Origin of the sequence: Pseudoalteromonas sp. CR1 (assembly GCF_019392235.1) — a bacterium.
In the GTDB taxonomy this organism is placed as follows: domain Bacteria; phylum Pseudomonadota; class Gammaproteobacteria; order Enterobacterales; family Alteromonadaceae; genus Pseudoalteromonas.
Genome location: NZ_JAHXRM010000484.1, coordinates 1 through 248, shown reverse-complemented (window position 1 = coordinate 248; position 248 = coordinate 1). Strand labels below are relative to the sequence as shown.

Below are 248 nucleotides of genomic sequence, written 5' to 3'. Positions count from 1 at the left end.
CAAGCGAAGAAGTTAATATAACTAAAGTAGATAGATACTTAGAAACTTAAAAAATATTATCAGATATTTTCCAAATTTATGAGGTGACTCTTAGCGCGTAGCGTTAACATTGAGGCACCTTGCGCAAAGGAAAAAGAAGCACTCCGTGCTTGTCATTAATCCTTTGCACCTAATTTGCTTGGTGACAATAGCGTTTTGGACCCACCTGACTCCATGCCGAACTCAGTAGTGAAACGAAACAGCGCCGA

General features: G+C 39.9%; 1 rRNA gene. It reads left to right on the top strand.

Features of this window, described 5'->3' with window-relative positions:
- Positions 1 to 177 precede the first annotated feature (177 nt).
- A 5S ribosomal RNA gene (gene rrf / locus KZZ04_RS20245) occupies positions 178 to 248 on the top strand; the annotation flags it as partial.